15 protein-coding genes and 3 pseudogenes are annotated in these 20472 nt (G+C 58.2%); 3 read left to right on the top strand and 15 right to left on the bottom strand.

What is annotated here, in order from left to right; genetic code table 11:
* From J5289_RS20190 to J5289_RS20175, 4 genes are read right to left on the bottom strand one after another with little or no spacing between them, the layout of a single operon-like run.
* The gene (locus J5289_RS20190; RefSeq protein ID WP_209207446.1) at nucleotides 1-1569 is read right to left on the bottom strand and encodes an ABC transporter permease; all 1569 of its coding nucleotides are present in this window, start codon (nucleotides 1567-1569) and stop codon (nucleotides 1-3) included.
* Entirely contained in the window at nucleotides 1559-2329 is a 771-nt protein-coding gene (locus J5289_RS20185) for an ABC transporter ATP-binding protein (RefSeq protein ID WP_209188118.1), read from the bottom strand. The genes J5289_RS20190 and J5289_RS20185 overlap by 11 nt, the downstream gene beginning before the upstream one ends.
* Nucleotides 2326-3300, bottom strand: a complete 975-nt coding sequence (locus J5289_RS20180) for an ABC transporter substrate-binding protein (RefSeq protein ID WP_209188119.1) — start codon at nucleotides 3298-3300, stop codon at nucleotides 2326-2328. The genes J5289_RS20185 and J5289_RS20180 overlap by 4 nt, the downstream gene beginning before the upstream one ends.
* A gap of 32 nt (nucleotides 3301-3332) precedes the next feature.
* A complete protein-coding gene (locus tag J5289_RS20175; RefSeq protein WP_257625505.1) occupies nucleotides 3333-4019 on the bottom strand; it encodes a 5-formyltetrahydrofolate cyclo-ligase in 687 nt (228 codons plus the stop codon).
* Nucleotides 4020-4169: 150 nt separating this feature from the next.
* On the opposite strand from J5289_RS20175, the gene J5289_RS20170 reads away from it, so the two are divergent.
* Nucleotides 4170-5021 (top strand): MurR/RpiR family transcriptional regulator, encoded by an 852-nt coding sequence (locus J5289_RS20170; protein ID WP_209188121.1) that lies wholly within the window; start codon nucleotides 4170-4172, stop codon nucleotides 5019-5021.
* A gap of 306 nt (nucleotides 5022-5327) precedes the next feature.
* Here the strand turns inward: J5289_RS20170 and J5289_RS20165 are convergent, their stop codons facing one another.
* The 6 genes and pseudogenes from J5289_RS20165 to J5289_RS20145 all read right to left on the bottom strand — a co-directional run bounded on the left by J5289_RS20165 (nucleotide 5328) and on the right by J5289_RS20145 (nucleotide 13458).
* On the bottom strand, nucleotides 5328-8513 hold the full coding sequence (locus J5289_RS20165; RefSeq protein ID WP_209188122.1) for an efflux RND transporter permease subunit: 3186 nt from the start codon (nucleotides 8511-8513) through the stop codon (nucleotides 5328-5330).
* Entirely contained in the window at nucleotides 8510-9694 is a 1185-nt protein-coding gene (locus J5289_RS20160; RefSeq protein WP_209188123.1) for an efflux RND transporter periplasmic adaptor subunit, read from the bottom strand. Before J5289_RS20160 ends, J5289_RS20165 begins: the two co-directional genes overlap by 4 nt.
* 252 nt (nucleotides 9695-9946) lie before the next feature.
* Nucleotides 9947-10269 (bottom strand): annotated as a pseudogene (locus J5289_RS29370) (transposase); the annotation flags it as partial.
* A 205-nt stretch (nucleotides 10270-10474) separates the two neighbouring features.
* Nucleotides 10475-11413, bottom strand: coding sequence for a 2-dehydropantoate 2-reductase (panE, locus tag J5289_RS20155; RefSeq protein WP_209188161.1), 939 nt, complete (start codon nucleotides 11411-11413; stop codon nucleotides 10475-10477).
* Between the two features lie 40 nt (nucleotides 11414-11453).
* Nucleotides 11454-13010: a Fic family protein gene (locus J5289_RS20150; RefSeq protein WP_209188124.1), complete on the bottom strand. Its 1557-nt coding sequence runs from the start codon at nucleotides 13008-13010 to the stop codon at nucleotides 11454-11456.
* Between the two features lie 208 nt (nucleotides 13011-13218).
* Nucleotides 13219-13458 (bottom strand): hypothetical protein, encoded by a 240-nt coding sequence (locus J5289_RS20145; protein WP_209188125.1) that lies wholly within the window; start codon nucleotides 13456-13458, stop codon nucleotides 13219-13221.
* On the opposite strand from J5289_RS20145, the gene J5289_RS20140 reads away from it, so the two are divergent.
* Nucleotides 13355-13582, top strand: a complete 228-nt coding sequence (locus J5289_RS20140; protein ID WP_209188165.1) for a hypothetical protein — start codon at nucleotides 13355-13357, stop codon at nucleotides 13580-13582. The genes J5289_RS20145 and J5289_RS20140 overlap by 104 nt on opposite strands.
* Here J5289_RS20140 and J5289_RS20135 read toward each other — a convergent pair.
* Together J5289_RS20135 and J5289_RS20130 are read right to left on the bottom strand one after the other, a co-directional pair.
* A pseudogene (locus J5289_RS20135) lies at nucleotides 13534-13725 on the bottom strand (helix-turn-helix domain-containing protein); the annotation flags it as partial. The gene J5289_RS20140 and the pseudogene J5289_RS20135 overlap by 49 nt on opposite strands.
* 185 nt (nucleotides 13726-13910) lie before the next feature.
* A complete protein-coding gene (locus tag J5289_RS20130; protein ID WP_142825025.1) occupies nucleotides 13911-14912 on the bottom strand; it encodes an IS30 family transposase in 1002 nt (333 codons plus the stop codon).
* Between the two features lie 675 nt (nucleotides 14913-15587).
* Here J5289_RS20130 and J5289_RS29365 point away from each other — a divergent pair.
* Nucleotides 15588-15884, top strand: a pseudogene (locus J5289_RS29365) (YncE family protein); the annotation flags it as partial.
* A 570-nt stretch (nucleotides 15885-16454) separates the two neighbouring features.
* Here J5289_RS29365 and J5289_RS20120 read toward each other — a convergent pair.
* The 3 genes from J5289_RS20120 to J5289_RS20110 all read right to left on the bottom strand — a co-directional run bounded on the left by J5289_RS20120 (nucleotide 16455) and on the right by J5289_RS20110 (nucleotide 19897).
* Nucleotides 16455-17507, bottom strand: coding sequence for a sensor histidine kinase (locus tag J5289_RS20120; protein WP_209207448.1), 1053 nt, complete (start codon nucleotides 17505-17507; stop codon nucleotides 16455-16457).
* A complete protein-coding gene (locus J5289_RS20115; protein WP_209207461.1) occupies nucleotides 17504-18946 on the bottom strand; it encodes an ATPase domain-containing protein in 1443 nt (480 codons plus the stop codon). Before J5289_RS20115 ends, J5289_RS20120 begins: the two co-directional genes overlap by 4 nt.
* Before the next feature lie 510 nt (nucleotides 18947-19456).
* Nucleotides 19457-19897 carry a YqaA family protein gene (locus tag J5289_RS20110; RefSeq protein ID WP_142831822.1) on the bottom strand — a complete coding sequence of 147 codons (441 nt, stop codon included), beginning with the start codon at nucleotides 19895-19897 and terminating at the stop codon, nucleotides 19457-19459.
* Nucleotides 19898-20472: the final 575 nt, after the last annotated feature.

The following is a 20472-nucleotide window of genomic DNA, read 5'->3' as shown; positions in this document are numbered from 1 at the left end:
TTAATTAGCGGCGCGCATGCCGCGCCTTGACAGTACCTGCTGCTCGATGACGACGACGACTTGGTAGAAGACGACGGAGAGGAGGACGGAGACGACCGCGACCGTCCAGATCATCCCGTAGTCGAGATATCCTCTTGATTGATTGAGCAGGTTTCCGAGCCCCGTGCCGGTCGCCAGCCATTCGGCGATCATGACGCCGAGCAGGGCACGCGGGACCGCCAGCCGGATCGCCGCGAACAGGTAAGGCAGCGACGCGGGAATCGAGACCAGGCGAAGCTGCTGGACGGCGCTCGCTCCATAGGCTAGCGGCACGTCCAGCGCGGCCCGCGGCACCAGGGACAAACCCTGAGCCATCGTGACGAATGCGGGGAAGAATGTGACGGAGACCGTGATCCACAAAATGACCGACGGACCGCGACCGAGCATCAATACCAGCAAGGGCGTCAATGCGACGAGCGGCATAGTCTGGCTCACAAGTGCCACGGGCATGAAACCGCGTATGATCGACGGCCGGACGACTGAGGCGATGGCGAGAACGAACGCAAAACCGACGCCCAGTGCCATTCCGACGATTGTCAGCGGTAGCGTCTGGCCCAAGGCCTGCAGAAGACGGATTTGCGCAGTGGGCGACGTCGGCAGGAAAAAGAGGTACTGGACAAGCGCTGAGGGCGTCTTGGCGATCATGGCAGGCGTCCCGGTAGCCGCTAGCAGCAACCACCAGAGGAGGATCGGCAGAAGAACCGAACCGATGGTCAGAAGCGCGTTCTCCCAGACCTTCTCCGTCCTCTTGCCCCGCGGTGGTGCGGCAGGGACAGTCACCGCCTTAGTCGCCCCGGTGAAGCGGCAAGCGATGACTGAGAAGATGACGTATGCGAGACCCGAGACGAGGGTGGCGGTAAGCCCGATGCCCCATAGGCGGTCCGGTTCCCCGCGGCCAAGAGAGCCCAGAAGATAGACGCCGAGCCCGAAGCGACCGCCGCCTCCGAATTCGGCAAGGATGGAACCGAGAACGGCATTGGGTGCAGCTATCCGCAGACCCGACAGGATGGACGGCAGTGCCGCGCGCGCCTGGACCAGCTTGAGCGTGGCCCAGCGTTTGCCGCCATAGGCCCGAACAACGTCGACCATGCGACTATCGCCCTGGGTGATGCCCGTAACCGTCGCAGTCATCGTGACGAAGTAGCAAGCGATCGCAGCGAGCACGACACGAGGCGTCATGCCAGAGAATGTAAGGACCAGAAGCGGCGATATTGCAATCGGCGGAAGAGCGAATAGGGCGATGTTCAGCCCCCGCCCCAGCCGCGCCGCAAGGGGGAAAAGGGCGAAAAGGCATCCCGCGGCGATTGCCAGAGCGTTGCCAACGATAAAGCCTATTCCTGCACCTTGGAGCGTCGCCCATAGATGCGGCGGATAGTCTGCCCCGTCCAGCCATATGCGAGCGACGATGGCAGTTGGCGCTGGTAGCGCACCCTGAGCGATCAGCTTCAGCCGACCCACTAGCTCCCAGACTGCCAACAGGAGCAGCCAGATTCGGACTGTGGAGAGCTTCCCGACGGCTTCAATGCCCATCGAGTGCTCCGGCGATCTCGTCTTCCAGGCGATGAAATTCCGAGGTTGTGAACACGTCCGGCCGCCGGGGTCGGGCCAGTGGAATATCGATGATCTTTCCGATCCGCCCCGGCCTACTCTGCATCACGACCACGCGGTCAGCCAGGAATACTGCCTCGTCGATGCCATGGGTCACGAGCAACGTGGTTGCGCGGCTTTCCATCCAGATGCGCTGCAGCTCGATATTCATCTGCCGCCGGAGGATCTGGTCAAGCGCGCCAAACGGCTCGTCGAGAAAGAGCACCTTCGGATCGGTGACAAGGGACCGGGCGATCGCCACGCGCTGCCGCATGCCGCCTGACAGTTCCCCCGGGAGAGCCTTCTCGAAGCCGGAAAGGCCGACCAGTGCGATCAATCCACGGATCTTGTCGGAGTATTCTCGCCGGGGCATCTTAAGTACATCCAAAGGAAGCGCGACGTTGTCCTCGACGTTTCGCCAGGGCATCAGCGCTGCGTCCTGGAAGGCGACGCCCGTTATGCCGCGTTTGGCAGCCTCTAGCGGCGGCAGGCCTGCGGTTAGGGCAGAGCCTTCGTCCGCGAGGTCGAGGCCAAGCCCGATACGCATCAGGGTGGACTTACCGCAGCCGGAAGGACCGATAAGTGCGGTGAACGAGCCCGCCGCGCAGTCCAGCGAAACCTTGTCCAGCGCCTGCACGGCTGCGCCGCGGCCCGCAAAGGACCGCGACACGTTTTGCAACCGAATGCCGGAAGGCTGGTTCATGCGATTTCCGCGAGGACAGTGGTATCGAAATGCCCGCGCTTGGCGGCGATGCCCACCGTGGCCAGCGCTTTGATGTTGGCTTCGATGGAGGCTTCGCTCATCGAGAAGATTCCGCTGTCGGACTCAATCAGGGGCTTCTGGGCAGTGTTGAAATAGACCTCGTTCTCGATCGAGCGGCCAGTGCCCTTGAACCAGCTGTCCTTGAAAGCGGAAGGGGCGGCGGCCGGATCCTTGAAGTTCTCCTCCCAGCCCTTCCGGCTTGCCTTCATGAACGCGACGATTTCCTTGCGCTTCGTCTTCAGCGCGTCTTCTGTCACCACGACGGTGTCGTTGAAGATCGTGAAACCGAAGTTGTATAGTAGGAACGACGTCGCTTCCTCGCCTGCCTGCTTTATCGTGAAAGGAACGTTGGTGACGAAGTCGAGCGAGGCGTCGATCTCGCCCTTGATCAACGGCGTCGGATCATAGGCGTAAGGGACGATGTTGACCTTCGAGCGGTCCACGCCCGAAATTTTCAGCATAGCTTCTACCGAAATCACGTTGACCGGGGGCACAGCCAGCGTCTTGCCGATAAGGTCCTTGGGCTCTCTGATCGGGTTCTTGGCGAGCGAGATGATGCCGATCGGATTCTTCTGGTACTGCGCACCGATGATCTTGAAGGGAGCGCCTTGTTCGACGATCGCCTTGATAGTCGTGTCCGGCGTCGTCAGCGTCATGTCTGCCTTGCCGGCGATGATCGTGCTTTCGGGAATGACGTCGGGGCCGCCGGAGACGTAATTCAGGTCCAAGCCTGCGTCTTTGTAGTAGCCCTTGTCGGCGGCGAGGAAATAGCCCGTGAACTCCGCGTCATTGATCCAGGAAGCCTGGAAGTTGAAGGGCGACGCCGCGTAGGCCATTCGGCTTAGGGCAGGCAAGGTCGCGGCGGCACCCATCATGCCGAGGAAGCGGCGTCTGTCGATATTCAATGTCATGTGTCTGTTCCCACGTTGCTTTTTGAAGTCTGTCATGCGACTCCGCGAATACGGGCGAGTTCCCGCAAGGGCGGCATTCCCTGGATCTGGTCAGTGGTCAGAAGGTCCCACTTGACACCGCGGGGGCGTCTTCCGGCCCGTGCGACCGATATCAGGCGGCTCGGAGTGGATATGACATCAACGGGAATGTCGGTGTCGCTGATCTGCAGGCGATCTTCGACGACCTGAACGTCGTGAACGATTGCAGCAACCGTAACGGTATCCACGACCAGCCCCAGATCGGTGAACATGCCCCATTCCAGATCGAAGAACCCATGTCCCTTTCCAAATCGTACACCATCGACCGAGACCGCTGACGCGCCCGTGGCGAGGAAGTCGATGCGTCCGAGCGCGGCTATGCCTTCCAGCGTGATCGGCTTCGCAAAGTGTTCGATGCCGTCAAGCCACGCCGCATACCCTTCGACCCCTTCGGGAACAGCGTCCGGGGGCAGGTAGAGGAAGCCACGTTGTATGTTGTAGGTGGCCGTTACCAACGGCACCCGCGCTTTGATCAGCCGTCTGCGCAGTTCGGTGGTGGAATTGTCCGGCGTCACGAAAGCAAGCTTGCTCTGGCGAAACGCCCCAAGCTCGGTGATGCGGTCGGTGGCGGCTTCCACCCCGTCGAAATCCGGTATGAAGTCGCCGAAGCTCATGTGGAAGCGCGTGTCGGGCCGGGCCACGGCCTTCAAACTTTCCCAAATTCGCTGACGGACCACCCGGGATTGCGACATCATGCCCTCGTTTCACTGTTTCATCACAGTGAAACAGTAGTTTCATTATTGCAAGAGGGCTGGTAATCTTTTTTATGCATTCGGCAAAGCGGAGAACTCATGGCGTCGCGTCTCGTCCTACGGATCCAGGAAAGGTATGCCCGGCTCACCGCCGGCGAGCAGAAGCTCGCCCAACTCATTCTCGACCGGGATGACGACATTCTGACCCATTCGGCGACCGAAATCGCGGAGATGGCGGGCGTGTCCAAGGCCACAGCGGCACGGTTCTTCCAGCATCTCGGCTACGCCGACTTCAACGAGGTGAAGCTGCAGGCGCGGGAAGAACGAAACCGGATAGAACCCTATGGCTCGTCGATTACCCAGTCGGAGCAGGTGGCGCTCGGCCGGACGATCGGCACCCATTTGGAACTGGAGCTGAAGAACCTTACCAAGACATTCGAGGAGATGCGTTCGGACAAGGTGCGGGAAGCTGCTGATATCATCGCCGCGGCTCCCCGTGTCTGGGTGCTTGGCCTCGGGACGGAGGAGGGCGTTGCCCGCTACGCGAGGCTTCTTTTCTCCCGTCTTCGCCACAGCGTCATGATACTCGGGATCAATCAGGGATCATGGGCGGAGGACCTGGCGATGACAGGACCCAAGGATGTCCTGCTCCTCTTCACCCTGCCGCCGCATCAGCCGATTTTGAAACCGATCCTGAGTTATGCCGAGACGACACGGGTTAACGTGATCACAGTCACGGATCGGAACTCGATGCTCGACGCCCAGCGATACTCGCGCGTCGTGCTGCCGTGCCATGTCGCAAGCTTTGCCCTCGGCCCGTCGCATACGACGGTCATGAGCGTCGTCCGGCTGCTCGCACTCACGTTTGCCGCCCAGGCCGGGAAGTCTGCCCAGCAGCGGACGGAGATCATAGCCTCCATTCACGAGGAATTGGGCGATGGCGGGGCATGAATTGGACGAGGGACGGTTCACCAACCTTCGAGACCGCTTAGCTCGACTGTCATCGCCGATGGCCGTCCAAGGATTTCACAACTTTTCGCATTCTTCTCTCTGCCACGGCAAACTTCGAAACATTTTGCTGAAGCGTCGGTGTCTATCATCGATCATCGATCAAGAATTTTGGTGACAGATGCCTTGGGATGAGGTGTTTTCCGAACTCGCGATCGTTGCGCTTGCGGCTTCAATTTGGTCTTCCGCATTGGGTGTGATGACCCGATTTGCCATAGGTTGGGCACGAATGCTGCTGCCGCTCGATGATTACTCGGCAGCCTCGTGGTTCACCACGTCGGCCTCATCTTCCTCGATGTTGCGCGGACGATAGCGAGAACGAAGCAGGACGTAGAAGACCGGGGTCAGGAACACGCCGAACAGGGTGACGCCGAGCATTCCCGAGAACACCGCCGTGCCGAGCGACTGACGCATCTCCGATCCGGGACCGGTGGCGACCGCCAGCGGCAGCACGCCGAAGATGAAGGCGAAAGCCGTCATCAGGATCGGCCGCAGGCGGAGGTGACTGGCCTCGACCGCAGCGTCCACCGCGCTCTTGCCTTCGTCCTGGGCCTGCCTCGCGAATTCCACGATCAGGATGGCGTTCTTCGCGGCAAGCCCTATCAGGACGACGAAGCCGATCTGGGTCAGGATGTTGTTGTCCATGCCCCTGAGGTAGACGCCGCAGAGAGCCCCAAGTACCGCCAACGGCACGATCATGATGATCGCCAGCGGGAGCACCCAGCTTTCGTATTGGGCCGCCAGGGCTAGGAACACGAAGACGACCGCCAGCGCGAAGATGTAGGTGCTGCTGCCGCCGGCGTGGGTCTCCTGGTAAGCGAGTTCGGTCCATTCGAAAGTGGTGCCTGGTGGCAGGATCTGGGCCGCCAAACCCTCCATTTTCTTGATCGCATCACCCGTCGACGTTCCGGGCGTGGGGTTACCCTGGAGCGGCACAGAGACGTACATGTTGTATCGCTGCACGAGCGCCGGGCCGGTGGTGTCCTTGATATCGATCAGTGTCCCCATCGGCACGAGAGCGCCGGTGGCAGAACGCACCTTGAGAGCCAGGATGTCCGAACCCTCCATCCGGAATCGCTTGTCCGCCTGAGCCCTCACTTGATAAACCCGTCCGAACGCGTTGAAGTCGTTCACATAAGAGATGCCAAGGTTGCTCGACAGAGTCTCGAAGATGTTGGGGATCGGCACGTTCAGGAACTGGGCCTTATCCCGGTCGATCGAAATGTAGTATTCGGGGCTAGACTGCGAGAAGGTCGTGAATACGCCCGTGAGGCCTGGAGTCTGGTTGGCTGCGCCCATCATCTGCCGGGCGAGACCGAGGGCACGGGCCATGTCCGCGCTCTCTTCGTCCTTGATCATCATCTTGAAGCCGCCCGAACTGCCGACTCCCCGGACTGACGGCGGCGGGATGGCGATGATGAAGGCGTCCTGGATGCCCTGCAGATTCTTGTAGAGGCTTCCGATGATCTTGGTGGCGCTGTCACCGTTGGCGACACGTTCCTCGAATGGCTTGAAGGGCGTGAAGACTACGCCCGCGTTGGAGGCATTGGTGAACGTCGCCCCGCTGAAGCCTGCGAACTCGACGGCGTTTGCAACGCCCGGCGTCTTGCTCGCGATGTCGGCCACCTGCTTGACGACTGCGTCCGTGCGCTCCAGCGACGAGCCATCGGGCAACTGTACCACGACGATCGCGTATCCCTGGTCCATGACCGGGATGAAGCCGTTCGGAACCTGCGTGCTCATGAACCATGTCGCTCCGAGCAGGCATGCAAAGACAAGCATGGAGACGGCTATTCCGATCCGGCTGCTAACGACCTTGCGGATAATCCACGAGTAGCCGCCGCTCATCCGGTCGAAGCCACGGTTGAAGATGTGGGCCGCGCCTCGGCCCGCGCGCGAGAAAGGATCGTTGCGCACCTTTCCGGTGCCATGCTTCTGGAGGACAATGGCGGCAAGTGCAGGTGACAGCGTCAGCGAGTTGAGAGCGGAGATTGCGGTCGCGATTGAGATCGTGATCGCGAATTGCCTGTAGAATTGCCCGGAGATGCCGGGGATAAAAGCTGTCGGCACGAAGACGGCGATCAACACGAGGGAGATCGCGATGACCGCCGTGCCGACCTCATTCATCGTGACGTGCGCAGCACGCCGGGGACTCATGCCCTTAGCCAGGTTTCTCTCGACGTTTTCCACTACGACGATCGCGTCGTCGACGACAATACCGATGGCGAGCACGAGTCCGAAAAGGGTAAGCATGTTCAGACTGAATCCGAACGCGAGCAGGAAGGCGAAGGTGCCGACGAGCGACACGGGAATGGCCACGATTGGAATGATCGCGGTTCGCCAGGATTGCAGGAAGACAAGAACCACGAGGGCGACGAGGATCGCCGCTTCGACGATCGTCCGATAGACCTCAGCGATGGAATCCGAGACGAATGCCGTAGTGTCATAGACAATGTGGTACTCGAGCCCCGGCGGGAAGTTCTTGGACAGATCGCCCATGATCTTCCGGATCTGCGCGGCGGTATCGAGCGCATTCGTGCTTGGACGAGCGAAGATGCCGAGCGCGACAGCCGGATTGTTGTTCAGATAGCTGTTCGTCACATAATCCTGCGCACCGAGTTCGACGCGGGCGACATCCTGCAACTGGACCAGTCGTCCGCTGGGCGTCGTCTTGACGATCACATACCGGAACTGGCGGGTATCGGAAAATCGGCCATCGGTGCGGACCGTGTAGTTGAAAGCGTTGTCCTTGTCGGCAGGCGGCCCGCCGATCGAGCCGCCTGAGACCTGGACGTTCTGGTCGCGCATCGCATTGACGACGTCTGTCGCCGTCATTCCGTATGCGGACAGCTTTTCCGGATCGAGCCAGACGCGCATGGAGTACTGCCGCTCGCCGAATATCTGCACGTCTCCGACGCCCTGTAGCCTGACAAGCTGGTCGCGGATCCTGTTGCGGGCGTAGTTCGACGTATAGAGCTGGTCGTACCTGCCGCTCGGCGACAGGATGTGGATGACCATCATCAGGTCGGGCGACGACTTCTGGGTCGTGACGCCAAGCCGCTGCACTTCGGGCGGCAGCCGGGGCAGGGCGATGGCGACCCGATTCTGCGTCAAGACCTGCGCCTTGTCGAGATCGGTGCCGAGCGCGAAGGTGATGGTCAGCGACATGACGCCGTCGGCGCTGGAATAGGACGACATGTAGAGCATGTCCTCGACGCCGTTGACCTCCTGCTCGATCGGCGTCGACACAGTGTCTGCGATCGTTTGCGGGTCGGCTCCGGGGTAAGATGTGCGGACGACGATCGTCGGTGGCGCGATCTCGGGGTACTGGGCGATCGGCAACTGGGTGTAGGCAATGGTGCCGATGAGCAAAAGCAGCACGGATATGACCGAGGCGAAGATCGGGCGGTCGACGAAGAAATGGGCAAATCTCATTTCGTTGTCTCCACAACTGCGGCTTCCTGGCTCGATGCCGGAGCGTCGTCGCTCTGGGGAGGCAGAACGACCTGCACGGGGGCGACCTTGATACCCGGTCTTACCTTGACCACGCCCCGTATGACGATGGTCTCGTCGCCCTTCAGCCCTCCGCGGATCGCACGGTATCCAAGGATCTTCGGCCCGGTGCGAACGGGCTTGGTTACGACAGTGTTGTCTGGGTTCAGAACGTAGACGATGCGCTCGTTCTGGTCGGCCGAGATCGCCTCGTCGGGCACGAGAACGGCGGTGTAGGAGTTGGAGCCTTTCAGCTCGAGCCTTCCAAAGAGACCGGGCTGGAGCACGAAGTTCGGATTGGGGAAGGATGCCCGGACCCGCATGGTGCCACTTTCGGCGTCGACCCGGTTTTCAGAGAAGTCCAGCTTGCCCTTGAACATCGTCTGGTCGCGGTCGCCCAGTTTGACGGTGACCTCGAGGCCGCCGCCACCTTCCTGCAGGACGCTGCCCTTGGCGCGGGCTGCCTCCGCGTATGATAACAAGCGCCGTTCGTCGACGTCGAAATAGAAGTCGATAGGATCAAGGGAAACGATGGTGGTAAGCGGGGTGATGTCGGCCTGCACGAGATTGCCGACCGAGATCAAATGCCGGTCGATGCGGCCCGTAAGCGGCGCGGTGATCCGGCTGTAGGTCAGGTCGAGGTTGGCCCGCTCGAGGCTGGCCTTAGCACCCTGGAGGTTGGCCTCCGCGGACTGCAGTTCGCGGCGTCTGTCGTCGAGCGTGGCGACCGTCTGGCTGCCGGACGTGACGAGTGCGTTGACACGGTCGAACTGGGCCTTCGCATAGGTCAGGCTGGAGTTGGCAACCGCAAGCGACGCCTGTGCCGAATCCCGCGCCGTCACGTATGGACGCTGGTCGATCTGGAACAGGAGGTCGCCCTGCTTGACAAGGCTGCCATCCTTGAAGGCGATGCTGTCCAGGTAGCCTCCCACCCGCGAGCGGACAGAGACTTCTTCGGCGGCCTGGAAGCGCCCGATAAATTCGTCGGCGTCGGTGACCTCCCTGACGATGGGTTTGGCCACCGATACGGACGGAGGCGGGGGCGTCTGCGCCATTGCGCTATAAGAGGCGACCCCGAAAATGAAAGCAAGCCAAGGCAGGCGTGAGGCGGAATGAGCAGGCATTTTGTTCCCCTGTATTGGTGCCAGTCTTATGCACGCGTGCGATCAGCCACTGTCTGCGGGGTTTCTCCGGAGCTGGATGCTCCCTGTCATGAACTGCGCCCCGTCTTCGTCGGATGACCAATGGGTATCCGTGTTATCGAGGAGCGATCTGAAATAGTCGCTATGCCCGATACCGCACTCGCCACCGAGCGCGCGGCTCACCCTAGCATAGAAATTCTGCTTGTCAGGTGTGAGTTCAGGGCGAACCGCGACTTACGCGCTTCCGAAGATACCCGCGCGCCTGATTTGGGCGAGAACTTTTTGACGAAAGACCTCTGCCGGCGTTTTGTAACCGAGGCATTTACGCGGCGTCGAGTTTAGCCTGTTGCAGATCTCCACCAGATCGCCCTCGGTGATTGACAGCGGATTGACCTCTCTCGACAGCCATTTGCGGGCCCGGCAATTGGTGTTTTCCACGGTGTCTTTTTTCAGGGCGATTGCGGATCGCAGAACCAGGTCTGCGCTCCGATCCCTGCCTGTAGATACGGCCAGTCGGTAAACTCGGAGCCGCGGTCGAACGTACACGATTGTGCAGCTCAACGAAGATTTCTGACGATTGAAGTACATCATCGAATGGTCGGCTGCTCCTGAGCTTCAGCGATCGAGATTATTGAGCGAACAGGCCGTCCTAATTATCGGGATGGCCAGCTCAGAGATCGCGTCCGCAGTGGCGCTAGTCGTCGATGCTGGTGTTGCAGAGGCGCGCTTGCAAAGGCCACGGCTCCGTCAATTTATTCTCCGTTAACGCCCGTCACTTTCCGCCAACCGCCGTCTGCGCGCTTCGTAAGCCCTCATATGCACAAACGCGATCCGTAAAACCGACGCCGATGCCATGTCGGACGCTCTGCCCAACATATCCCCGATTATGTGATCGGCCTCGATCTTGCCGCCGCCCTCGAGATCGCGGAAAAGCGACGCCGTCATCGGCGATCCTGCCGCAGTGAACATCTTTCTAAATCGCTTGAGGACCTCAGGCCGTACCGGGTAGCCGCATGCGTTCGAAATCGCGTTGCATTCATCGAGCAGCGCTTCCGCCACATCGTTCCCACCTGCCTCGACGATGTCGCCGATAGGCGCTCTCATCAAAGTGGTCAGCCCGGCGTTGGTTGCGATAAATACCCATTTCTCCCACATCTCTTGGACAATGAGATTGCTACGGATGACTTCGAAGTCCGCTCCACTGAAGGTCTTCTCGACCTCTCCTGCGAAGCCTTCGTTCTGAGGGTCGCGAGCGCCCAGCGTCAAGCTTTGCAGTCGCCCCGTGTGAACTATCTCGCCGTCCGAATTCAAAGACGTCGCAATCATGCAAAGGCCGCCAAGGACGCGCCCGGAGCCAAATCGGTTATCGAGCATCTCCATGTGCCGCATGCCGTTCAGAAGGGGGAGAATTCGCGTAGACGGGCCGACGGCTGGTGAGAAGTCTGTGATTGCCTGCTCGAGATCGTAGGCTTTGCAGCTCAGCAATACGAGATCGTAGTGCTGCTTCAAATTTCCTGCGATAACGGTCGCCGGGTTAGAGACGCTCAGGTCGCCAACCGAACTCTTGACAACCAGTCCTTGCGTGGCAAGTTTCTCAGCGCGATGCTGGCGGACAAGGAAGGTGACGTCCCTGCCTGCTTCGAGCAGACGGCCGCCAAAATAACCGCCTATGCTGCCTGCTCCTACGACGAGTATTCTCATGGCTTCATCCTTTGCCCGTCTACCGCCGGCCAGCGGGTTCTCAGTGATTTTGTGTGCTCTCGTGATCTTCCGGCTCGAACGCATCGGCAATGATCTGCTCGATGTTGGCCACTTCTTTGTCCGTCAGCTTCACGAATTCCCTATTTCTTCGCTTTTTGGAGAGTTGACCGTTGTTCTGGCTAACGAACGTAATAAGCGAGCCAATCATCGAATCTGGCATCTCCAGCAGGTCCTGTATTCTTTGTTTCGCCTCGTCGTATGAAGCCAAATATGCAATTTCTTTGGGAAGGTCTTCTTCGATTGTCCTGATGACGCACGCGTATAAGAATTCTGACAGGGATGTATAATCGCCGTAGCGATAAAGATCGGCGGTGTCGTTCAGGACGGAAACGTTCTGCTGCGCAGTCGGCACCCACTCGATATACGGTAGAAGGGGTCCGGTGAAGTTGCGTAGGTGCGCTGCGTAGTCGGCTTCGCGATCGAGCAGAACAGTTGAGACTGGGAATATCAATCCTGCGGGCGTGAAGCCGCGTTCGGCAAGTACATGGTGTATCAGATAGCGGTGTAGTCGTCCGTTCCCATCAACGAACGGATGCACTGCGACGAAGCCGAACGCCACAATAGTCGCTTGCACAACGGCGTCTACTCCGCTTTCCGCCATTCTCTGCCCAGCATCGATTATGCCTTCAATAAGAGCTTTAACGTCTTCATGTCGGGCTGACACGAATTCTGGCAGTGGATTGTTTTCTCGGTCTCGTACACCAATAAATCCATCTTCGTCACGCAGGCCTTGTTTTATAAAGCGGTCTTCTTCGATAACGATGGTTTGCAGGCGCTCAAGTACATCTACGGAAAGTGGGTATTTGCCAGCTTGGGAAACGGCTCTCATCCATCGTTCAAGCCGATTTCGGGGCGGGCGTTCACCTTCGATTTGATAGGAGGCCTGTGTGTCAGCAAGTAACATGAAGCTGGCCGCGCGCGCGATAACGCCTGTGCTGACTCCGCCTATCAGGTCTTTTGTCTGCACGTCCCAATGGCTGCCGACAGCATTGTCAAGTGTAGGCGTCCTTCTTACCATCGGGCAGAACTCGCGGTTGCCTAACAAGTTGTTCCTCACGCGGTGGCGGGTCGAATTGGCCGGCAGAGATGTAAAATACGCGGCCGGATCGATGGCATCGACGTAGTTGCCGCGATTGGCATCTGGAACATTTAGTTTTTCATCTGTCAGCCATTCATAGAAAAACCAGACGCGGCGGGCCATCGCCCCCGTCGGTTCGCTGAGCACCAATTCCTCGATTTCACGTTTTGGTGCCGCGGTAAGGAGACGCTTGAGTATCAGCAAGTCGACGCCTTCGTAACGTAGGGCGAACGTCAGATGACCAGCGAGGGTATTGGCGGGCGCATAGCGGGCATCGTAGATTTTCCAGCCGTCCATCTCTCGTTTGGTATCCCTGAGGGTGACGTCTGAAATGGCTGTTGGTGTTTTCAAGGGAGCCTCTACCGAAAATTCGGTTATCAGAGCGCTCCAGCCGACAAGGGTGGCGCGTGCCGGCACCAAACGTTCCTGAAATATGCGGGGGAATGGTCTGAACGTCATGATTGGCTCCGTGTGGGAAATCAATTAAAGATATGGAAATACGATTACCATCACGTGTCAATGTGGAGAGTGGATTAATTTCATTTATTTTCGGTTATTTTGTGCGGTTTTTGCGGAGAATTGATTATAGCTCTAAACGCAGAAAAGTGGAAAATCGATTATTAGTGTGGAAAGTTGATTATAAATAACATGATCTGCGATTTTTTGATTATTTTGAAATCGGCAGCGGCGCGAAGGAACTGACTGCAAATAGCGTCCAAGACCCTCCTGGCGGCCCCTGTGCAATATTCAGACGCGCGCCATCGATGTCGACGGCTTCCTGGACGCCGTGATCGATGCGGACAATGGCAACAGTCCTGTTCGACATCGCGGCCAAGTACGTCACCCCCATCGCCGAGGGCAATGCCAGACGCCATCCCGTGTTGGCGATGATGCACGTCTCCGTCATGGTCAACGATCATTTCGCCGCCAGGAGCAATGGAGAGGAGGACGGCGACGGCCTCTTTTCAGGTAAATGCGGACATCGTGATCGCTTCTTCGACAAGAGGCCGGCCGAACCGGCACTGTCATAAGCCTGTAGCAGCCTGTGGACCTGACTGCGACAGAGAGCATGCAGTTCGGCCGCCTGAACTACACTCAAGCGATGATCCCGGATCTTCTGGATGACTTCGAGGCGATGCAATTCTTTCTGCGACATGGTGATCAAACAGGACATGACGACTCCGTTCGCTCCTGGTCTCCACCAGGCTGGACGTCGTCATCCTTGGTCCCAACATTGATGTTGACCAGTGCATCGAAAGGCGAGACTGTCGCATGTCTAACTGGCCCAACTGTCGCATTACTAAATAGCCGTGGAGAAGCTAACCCAAGTGCATCATGCCTGCTTTGCAGGATAGGGGATCACCTGTCTTCGTGCAAATGCGCCATAAACACCTCGGTCGGCGTCCGGTATCCGAGACATTTGCGCGGTTGATTGTTGATATGGCGTGCAAGGTAGAGAAGGTCGCGTTGTGAAACTTCTGCCAGATCTGTGGTACCAGGCAGATAGCGTCGAATGCGCTTATTGGTGTTCTCGACTGTGCCTTTTTGCCAAGGTGCACTTGGGTCGCAAAACCAACTGCACGCACCGATCCCATCTTCCAAAGCCCTGAATCCGGCAAACTCGGTACCACGATCAAATGTGAAGCTTTGACGCGCGAATGCCGGTAAAGGCGAAAACGCTCTGATGATCTTGTCCATGATCGGGCGCGAGTGTCGGCTCGGGTTCTTGATGAGAACGGTATAGCGGCTCCTGCGCTCCACGAGAGTAGTGACATTCGCATGGCCGAGTGGGCGTTCGAAGATGAGCAGGTCGCCCTCCCAATGCCCAAACTGTGATCTATCTCCAACGAAATCAGGTCGTTGGGATATGCGGTGCGTGGCCGGAAACGCACCGTCGCGTGGCTTTCTTGATCGCATAGGACGACGTTTGCGGCGTGCCTCTGGTAGATATTGATAGAGACCGAGCCCATAATCTTCTTTGCTGTAGATGAAGCGATAGATCGTCTCCTTACAAACGCGAATGAGACTGAGGCCGTCCGACAGCAGGCGTCCGGCAATTTGTTCCGGCGACCAGCGAGCCTCCAGCTGGCTGACAATCTCTGTGCGCAAAGTCGGGTGGCGCTGCAGCTTTCTCAACCGGCGGCGCCGCTCCTTGGCAATACCGTCGGCAACCGTACTGTAATAGCCGTCGTAGTCCGGCAGTTCGCGATCGTGAAACGTATTGCGCCTGATCTCGCGGTATATGGTCGAGCGATGACGCCCGAGCTGACGGGCCATCTCGTTGATGGGAACGCTTGACGCCACCAGGTGATGCAGGCGTCGGCGATCGGCGAGGGTGATCTGCGTGTAGCATCGAGACATACCAAAATCTCCAAAGTGAAACCCTTGAAATCATTGGCATGTCGCACTTGAAAATAGAATGTACCCCGCTACATGTCAAAGCTGCGTAAGGTAGGTTATGGAACTAAAGAGAAAATAGGGCCACGTAACGTAGTGTAAAAGCCGCTCAGGTTTTGCTCGAATCCGATGATTTTGAACTCAGAGTCCGCTCAGGATTGCCTCAGTGGGATTTCCAAAACATCACCTCATGGGTCGACAGCCCCTATCCGGAGCCGGAAGGTTGAGAGCCGTCGGCTCATAACTGAGTGGTTGCAGGTTCGAGTTCTGCCGGGCCCACCACATTCTGCAGTTCGTCAGGACGGTGAAGCTGTCGATCCATACGGGGTACATAATCCGGCAATCACGTCCCTTTCGATCATCCAGATTTTCCTGGCGGGTGCTGATCCCTACGACGATTGCCCCTCCGCCAACCGACAATTAAAGCGTTTCACAGGCGTGACGCCGCGGCAGTTGACGACGCCGCTGGAGTGAGACTGCGGGAACAGTTTTTTACCGACCCAAACACCCGCCTTGCATATCAGTTCATGCCCAGAACAGCCGCAGGCCAAGGCCAACTTCCGTTGGAACTCTTTGGCCGCATCATTGAACGTGCGGATCGACGACGGATACCGGTCACGTTTGTTGTCGAAATCAATTATGACGTCGAGGCGGTCCGCCGTGATGTCGTCAATCCAAACGCCGATCTTGCGGGTTTACGCCGCCGAGCAGTTCTCCAACACCGTGTCGGTCACCGATCCGGTCGACAACAAACTTCTTGGTGTGATCAAGCTCGGCGATCCGCAGCCGGGCAATCTGAGGCCGCTCTACAAGGGCCAGGTTCTCGTCCACGGCGTGGGCTTCCCTACCGACCACAAGACGATCGCCGTCGTTTCGATCGGCTCGAATTCCGTGACGTTCATCGATACTGCGACGAATACCGTCAAGCACACGACCTAAGTGGACCGCGCGCCGCACGAGGCCTTCAACGGCGGCAACATACGGCCAATGCGGATTTGCGAGCATCGCCCGCCTAACCTTGACGAGGTCGACCTGCCTGTCGCGGACAACCCGTTCGGCAATCTCCGGCGTATCCATTCCCCAGCCGGAAGAAACCGGGATGCCCACCTCGTCACGGACACGCTTGGCGATCGGAGCGAGGAATGCAGGGCCCCACGGAATTTTCGCGCCAGCGGCGGAATTCGGACTGCCGCCCACCCCCACCCACGTCTTCAAGGATCCAGCCTCGATGAATATACGCTGGTCGACGACGGGCGGACGTATGCTCCCCGTCCAGTTCACGACGGGCTCTTTGATAACGGCGGAGAAGAGATCGAGCTTTTCGTCGAACAGGTTTTCGTACTCGGATAGCTCGTAGCCGAACAAAGGAAAGGATTCCGTGAAGGAGCCCGGTGTCCTTTTGACGCGAGAGAAAGGTACGCGCAGGCGGCTAAATCGATCCTTGGCCGCCAACTATCTGCAAAAGTATTACGAGAAATCTCGATCACGCGCCGCTTGCGGAAATGGTCATGAACCTGTGGTGCCGCTCGAAATCCTTGTCACGGGACCGCTTACGCTGCATCGGAAGCCACCTGGAGCAAAAACGATTTCGGGAGCCGTTCCGAACAGCGATCCCAACGCAGACCTCACATATCGCGTGCCGTATCCCTGCCGCGTCGGCTCGCGAACCATGGGCCCGCCCACTTCGGTCCAGTTAAGGGAGAAATCGGAACTGTCGTCTTTTGCGAATGTCCAGACGATCTCTACATGCCCCTCAGGTCGGGAGAGCGCACCGTATTTGATGGCGTTGGTGATGAGCTCATGCAGGCACAGCGCTATCGTCGTTCCAGCGTTGCGACTGACGACAATGCCCGGCCCACTGACTTTTATGCGGCTCACGCCATCCTTGTTGTAAGGAGAGACAGTCAGGTCAACCACTGCGGAAAGCGCGACCTCCTCGCCACCGGCTTCGAAAACGGCCGTATGCACGTCGGAAAGCGCTTGAAGGCGACCGGTATAATCGCTGGCGAGGTCCTCGACGGTTGTGGCTCCGCGTCGAGTCATCTGAAAGATCGAGCCAACGCTTGCCAGGATGTTTTTTACCCTGTGATTGAGCTCCAGACGAAGCTCTCTTTCGCGCTCGATGGAATCTCGGACCTGACGTTGGCGCAGTCGTACCAGGAGGTTTGACTGGATCCCGTTCACAAGTTCCAGCGGGGCTATTGGGCGCGTGTGAAACAGGAGACGTGCTCCGGGCCAGGAATTCTGCAATTGGACACGGATTCGTGCAATCGGCGCGCTACGTTCCAGGAGGACGATGATGGGTACTTCCGACCAGTCGGGCTGCTCTGCAAGATGCTCCGCAATGCGCGCAACTGCCTCCGGATTGAGCGCCTCATGGGTAATGACAATGATGCCGGGCGAACGGGCTAAGTGCTCACCCAGCTCGTCGCCGGCCTTTGCGGGCATGACCTCGATCATCTGTTCCCGAAGAAATGCTGCAATGTAATCGGCATCCTTGCGAAAGGGAGCCAGGACGAGCACCCAGTCCAGCTCGCTGTCGGTTGGAACATCATTCATTTTGGATCTGGAAGCGGATTATAGGCAACCACGCTGACGCTACCGCTTTCGATCAGCAGTTCACGTACATTAAGATCATGCGGGCCGTGGCGCTTCTTGACCACGGTTATATTCCGGCGCAGCCGCCCCTCATGCTCCATGATCCGCAACAGCAGGACGGTATCGCCAAGAAAGCTGACATCGACATCTATGCCAACATTCTGGCCTATCAAGCCGTGTTGAGCGACAATCAACATGGTCAGGACACCGGAGCGGGCCAAATACTTCAAGAGGGACTGGATATCGCGCACCGCTTTCTCGCGGTGCGGCAGAGAATTTAGGTATCCCGTCAGGCTGTCGATCACCACCACCTTCGACTTGTTCTGTGTGACCGCATCCTGGACGATCTGGCCGAACTCTCCCGGCGAGATTTCATTGGGATTGAAATCTCGCAAGATGAGTTTGCCGTCTTTATGGAACTGCCTCAGTTCCATACCCAGGCCCTCGGAACGGCGGAAGAAGGTTTCCAGCCGCTCCTCGAACAGGAACAGCGCCACACTTTCACCGCGCTCGAGCGCTGCTGTGGCGTAGAGGGATGACATCGTCGACTTGCCGGTGCCCGACTGCCCGATGACGAGTGTCGTGGTCCCGGCCTCCTGGCCTCCCCCAAACATTTCGTCGAGCTCTGCGACACCGGATTTGATCAGTTGCGGCTTCGGATTTTCCGACGCCTTGCTGGACATAATTCGAGGGAACACGAGGACGCCCTCCCCTTCGCGGATAGCCATGTCGTGATATCCGTCGGCAATCGGTACGCCGCGCATCTTAGAGACCTCGATGCGGCGGCGCACACCGCCATATTCCTCGAGCGACTTGTCAAACCGGATCACACCATGAGCAAGCCCCTCGACCTCCTCGCCACTGCGGTCGGCGCCAGCGGTCTGGGTATCGAGCAGCAAGGCCACGACGTTCTGTTTGGCAAGGAATGACTTAAAGCCAATCAACTCGCGGCGAAAACGGGGGCTATCGCCGGTGATGAGCCTGATTTCGAGAAGGGAGTCGTAGACGAGACGGCGCGGCTTGTGTTCCTCGATCGCCGCTTCGATAGCTTTTCTCGTTTCGTCCAGACGAAGATCGGCCGTCAGGAAGATGCTCTGATCGTCCGCTTCGTTGACGGTACCGGATGTCGACAGTTCCTCGACCCGGATCCCATCGAGCGTCCACCCGTGCGAAATGGCGATAGCTTCAAGCTCTGCGGCGGTCTGGGAGAGCGTGACGTATATGCAGCTTTCGCCGGCCTCGACACCCGCGCGCAAAAATTGCAGAGCGGCTGTCGTTTTACCCGATCCCGGCGCTCCCTGCAGCATATAAAGGTTCGACGCTGGCAGGCCGCCGCGCAAAATCTCATCGAGCCCGGTAATTCCCGTACTGACAAAAGTAGGCTTTTTCTGTTTGGGCATGTTCGTCTTCCGCTGCAATGCTTGGCGCAAATTGAAAATCGGTGGCGCGCATCGTCCAGGGAAGAGCCGCTCTCTTCTTATATTCACCTTTCTGCGAACTTCAATTCCGGGGTCGCGCCCGCCAGCCACAATTTTCAACAATGCCTGTCATGGAGGCAATCGGATTGCGCCCGCAGGATGTATGCCGAGAATTTTGGGCGCGTATTGTTGGGTCAGCCGTAAACTGACTGAAATCGCGTGTATGCGTTCATCGGGTAAAATTGACTGTCTCTGTCCGGGGCTATCGCAGAGCGAAAGCTACGCATGGTCGAGGCGAAGGCGTTGCGATGCCCTCATCCTACTCGAAGCGGACGGTCTGCTTGGCTAAGCGCTCTCTTGCAAGAGTTGAGCGACAGGCGCGTGAAGTTCCGTTGGGTGCCTGCTGCGGTCGCTTTTTGATCAGCCGTGTTCGATTGGGTGACGTCGAAAGACAGCATGTCGGTGATATCTCTTCTCGCTTCAAAACATCCTTCAACCAATCAGGTGAAGGGTAGCGAGCGCAAGCACGACGTAACGCCCGGTTTTCGCGATGGCAACAAGGATTGTGAATGTAAGAAGTGGCTCCCGAAGAACACCAGCGATAACGGTGAGGCCATCGCCGACGATTGGCATCCATGACAGCAAAAGCGACCATTTGCCGTATCGCCGATACCATTTTATCGAGCGTTCCAATCCCTTGTCGCTCAACGGGAACCAGCGATACTCTCTAAAGCGCTCTATCCACCGCCCAAGAAACCAGTTCGCCATGGCTCCGAGAGTGTTGCCAACAGATGCAACGATAACCACGCCCACGACCGAAAATTTTGTCGAAAGGAGCATGCCGACCAGAACAGCTTCAGACTGCAATGGGAAGATGGTGGCAGCAATGAATGCCGTTGAGAACAGGCCCGCATAGGCGGCAATATTCAGCATTTTTCCAGCAATCTACGAGTTTGCGAGGAGCTTCACCTCCAATGATCCCGTCGGTCAGGACAGGCGCACCAAGGACCGAGGCCATGTAATGCGACAGGAGGGGATAGTCATCTCCGAAGAACATCCACGGGAACAGAATCGAATCCGAGCGCCAAAATTCCTCGCGCAATGGCCGCCAAGCGGATAGCGCTTTCTGTGAACCCGGCGTCATAGAATTCCCTTGAATTGTGATTGGCCTGGCTCTCTAAAATCGGACTTAATCCCTGTCTCAGCCAGCGAGGTCTCGTCGGGAAATCAGCCCGGCAAACGGAAGGCGATCTGCGAGCGGATGGGGACCAAGGTCGGCCTGTCGGTTGTCTCTCTTAGGAAAGGGCGTCCCGTGCCAAGTTGAGAAGCAACGAGAGAGGCGCCAGAAGGGCTCCTTCCCGTCCACAGGATTGTCTTGAGAAAAACGGCAAGGGTGTGCGGTCTCTGCAAGAGGCGCAATCGATGACCACCACCGCAGGTCTTGCCCCAGGCCCAAATATTGGGCTGAACCGCCGAAAGCCCGTGATTGCTCAGGCATTCAAGGCCGC

It is taken from the genome of Rhizobium sp. B230/85 (genome assembly GCF_019355735.1).
GTDB lineage: Bacteria > Pseudomonadota > Alphaproteobacteria > Rhizobiales > Rhizobiaceae > Rhizobium > Rhizobium rhododendri.
This window is presented reverse-complemented; position numbering and strand designations above follow the sequence as displayed.